This is a genomic window from Acidovorax sp. HMWF029, from assembly GCF_003060895.1.
Lineage (GTDB): Bacteria > Pseudomonadota > Gammaproteobacteria > Burkholderiales > Burkholderiaceae_C > Acidovorax.
In genome coordinates, this window is record NZ_QAIH01000328.1 from 16,336 (window position 1) to 19,068 (window position 2,733).

At 62.1% G+C, this 2,733-nt stretch carries 4 protein-coding genes and 1 pseudogene; 1 reads left to right on the forward strand and 4 read right to left on the reverse strand.

The window, feature by feature from the left end; translation table 11 throughout:
* Positions 1 to 158: 158 nt before the first annotated feature.
* From rplS to rpsP, 4 genes are all read right to left on the reverse strand, one after another.
* Positions 159 to 542, reverse strand: a complete 384-nt coding sequence (gene rplS, locus DBR12_RS21510; protein ID WP_056061081.1) for a 50S ribosomal protein L19 — start codon at positions 540 to 542, stop codon at positions 159 to 161.
* Between the two features lie 127 nt (positions 543 to 669).
* The gene (gene trmD / locus DBR12_RS21515; RefSeq protein WP_108619080.1) at positions 670 to 1,428 is read right to left on the reverse strand and encodes a tRNA (guanosine(37)-N1)-methyltransferase TrmD; all 759 of its coding nucleotides are present in this window, start codon (positions 1,426 to 1,428) and stop codon (positions 670 to 672) included.
* A gap of 29 nt (positions 1,429 to 1,457) precedes the next feature.
* Positions 1,458 to 2,030, reverse strand: a complete 573-nt coding sequence (rimM, locus tag DBR12_RS21520; protein ID WP_108619081.1) for a ribosome maturation factor RimM — start codon at positions 2,028 to 2,030, stop codon at positions 1,458 to 1,460.
* A 76-nt stretch (positions 2,031 to 2,106) separates the two neighbouring features.
* Complete coding sequence (gene rpsP / locus DBR12_RS21525) at positions 2,107 to 2,358, reverse strand: 30S ribosomal protein S16 (protein WP_063461301.1); 252 nt, start codon at positions 2,356 to 2,358, stop codon at positions 2,107 to 2,109.
* Between the two features lie 146 nt (positions 2,359 to 2,504).
* Between rpsP and DBR12_RS23395 the strand changes: the two are divergent.
* Positions 2,505 to 2,733, forward strand: a pseudogene (locus DBR12_RS23395) (N-acetyltransferase family protein); the annotation flags it as partial.

Below are 2,733 nucleotides of genomic sequence, written 5' to 3' on the forward strand. Positions count from 1 at the left end.
ACAGCGGCGCAATGACGGATGAAACGGCGGAGGCTGGAGGAGATGGATTCACTCAAAAATTTCGGTTGGGCTTCGGATTCAACAGGCCAAAAAAACAAAAAGCCGCTACAGGCTGATGCTGTAGCGGCTTGTCAGGACAGGCCCACGCCTTGCTTGGATCAAGCGGCGGTAGCAGCTGCCTTGACGCGCGAAGGCAGTTTTTCCTTGATACGTGCCGACTTGCCGCTGCGGTCACGCAGGTAGTACAGCTTGGCACGGCGCACGTCACCGCGGCGCTTGACTTCGATGCTGGCGATCAGCGGGCTGTAGGTCTGGAACGTACGTTCCACGCCTTCGCCGCTGGAGATTTTTCGCACGGTGAAGCCGCTGTTCAGGCCACGATTGCGCTTGGCAATCACGACGCCTTCGTATGCCTGCACGCGCTTGCGGGTACCTTCCACCACGTTCACGCTCACGATGACGGTGTCACCAGGGGCGAATTCGGGGATGGTCTTGTTCAAGCGGGCAATTTCTTCCGCTTCCAGGGTCTGGATCAGGTTCATGTTTGATATCCAACGATCTTGTCCGCGCCAAAATGGCTGCGTCGGGATTGACGGTTCAGTGTTTTGCGGGAGGAATCCCTGTCAAAACGGCCGGCCAGAGGATCGAAAAGCCTTTGATTATACCAATTCAGGCGAGCTTGGCCAATACAGCCTCGTCTGCTGGGGCCAAACGCCCCGCCTGGCGCGCCACATCGATGAGATCAGGGCGGTGGCGGGCCGTAATGGTCAGCCGCTGGTCACGCCGCCAGCGCTCGATCTGCGCATGGTGCCCGGACATCAGGGGCGCTGGCACCTGCTGCCCCGCCCATTCCTCCGGCCGCGTGTAATGCGGACAGTCCAGCAGGCCATCGAGCGCCGGGTTGAAGCTGTCGAGCTGGTGGCTGCCTTCGTCGTTGAGCACGCCAGGCTGCAGGCGGGCGACCGCATCCAGCAAGGCCATGGCAGCGATTTCACCGCCCGAGAGCACAAAATCCCCCAGGCTCACCTGCACATCCACATGCGCGTCGATGAATCGCTGGTCAATGCCTTCATAGCGGCCACACAGCAGAACAGCGCCCGCGCTGGCAGACCAGCGCTCCACGGCCGCATGGTTGAGCGGTGACCCGATGGGCGAAAAAAGAACCAACGGCGCCCGGCCCTCCTGTGGCTCGGCCCGCTCCGCTCGGATGGCTTCGAGACACCGCTGCAGCGGTTCGGCCATCATCACCATGCCGGGGCCACCCCCAAAGGGCCGGTCATCCACCCGGCGGTAGTTGCCTTCGGCATGGTCGCGCGGGTTCCACAGGCGCACATCGACCTGACCGCAGACATAGGCGCGGCGGGTCACGCCACTGGCCAGAAACGGCGCGAATAGCTCGGGAAACAGGGTGATGATGTCAAAGCGCATGGTGCAGGGCGCCAAGAAGCGGCGTTCGGTCAGTAGTCCGGCTGCCAATCGACCGTGATGCGCTTTTCTGGCAGATCCACCTTGTCCACAAACGCAGAGACAAACGGGATCATGCGCTCGCGGGCCTTGCCATCTTCCTCATAGGCCAGCACCAGCACGGTCTGGGGTCCGGTGGACATCAGCTCCTGCACCTGCCCCAGCGCCACACCTTCGCGATTGACGACCGACAAGCCAATCAGATCAACCCAATAGAACTCATCTGCTGCAGTGGAGGGGAAACTTGAGCGCGGCACAAAGATGCGCGCGCCGCGCAGGGCCTCGGCTGCATTGCGGTCATCAATGCCCTGCGCCCAGGCCACCACGGTGTCGGAATGGTCCTTGGCCTGGCGGATGGACAGCAACACCGTGCCGACAAATGCCTTGGCACCCCGCTCGGACGGCTGCAGGTACCAGCGCTTGGACGCGAACAGCGCCTCGGGGCTGCTGCTATGGGAGAGCACCTTGAACCAGCCCTTGACACCCCAGGCATCGGCAATGCGCCCCACTTCAACGGCATCGGGCGGCAGCTCTGCGGGTTCGAGGGTCAGGGGAATGGTGGCCATGGCGGGGAGATTCCAGAATAGGAAAAGGGCGGGTTCCGCCAGACAAGCCGACGGAACCCGCCCTTTTCAGGGAGCTTTAAGCAGCCTTCTTGGCGGCTTGCTTGATCAGGCGGTCCACCGTGGGGGAGGACTGGGCGCCAACGCCCACCCAGTAAGCCAGACGGTCTTGCACGATGCGCAGACCTTCTTCGGTTTCCTTGGCGGTGGGGTTGTAGAAGCCGATGCGCTCGATGAAGCGACCATCACGGCGCACGCGCTTGTCAGCAACGACGATGTTGAAGAAAGGACGGCCCTTGGAGCCGCCGCGGGAGAGTCGAATGACGACCATGATTTATCCTTCGGGTGGTGAACTCCGGCAACATTTGCCGTAAGCCACAGTGTTCGCAACCATATTCGCAACGCTTGAGACACGCGACATGGCCACCCGGCCAGCGACACGCTGCAAAGCCCGCGATTATATCCATTTCCTCCAAAATGCCCACCATCCGTCCCAGCACCGACAGCGACATCCCTGCCATTACAGCCATTTACCAACACCACGTGCTCCACGGCACAGGCACCTTCGAGATCGATCCCCCTTCTGAAGCCGACATGGCGGGTCGCCGCGCCGACGTGCTGGCACGTGGCCTGCCGTGGCTGGTCGCCGAGAAGGACGGGCAGGTGCTGGGTTTTGCCTACGCCAACTGGTTCAGCCCCGCCCAGC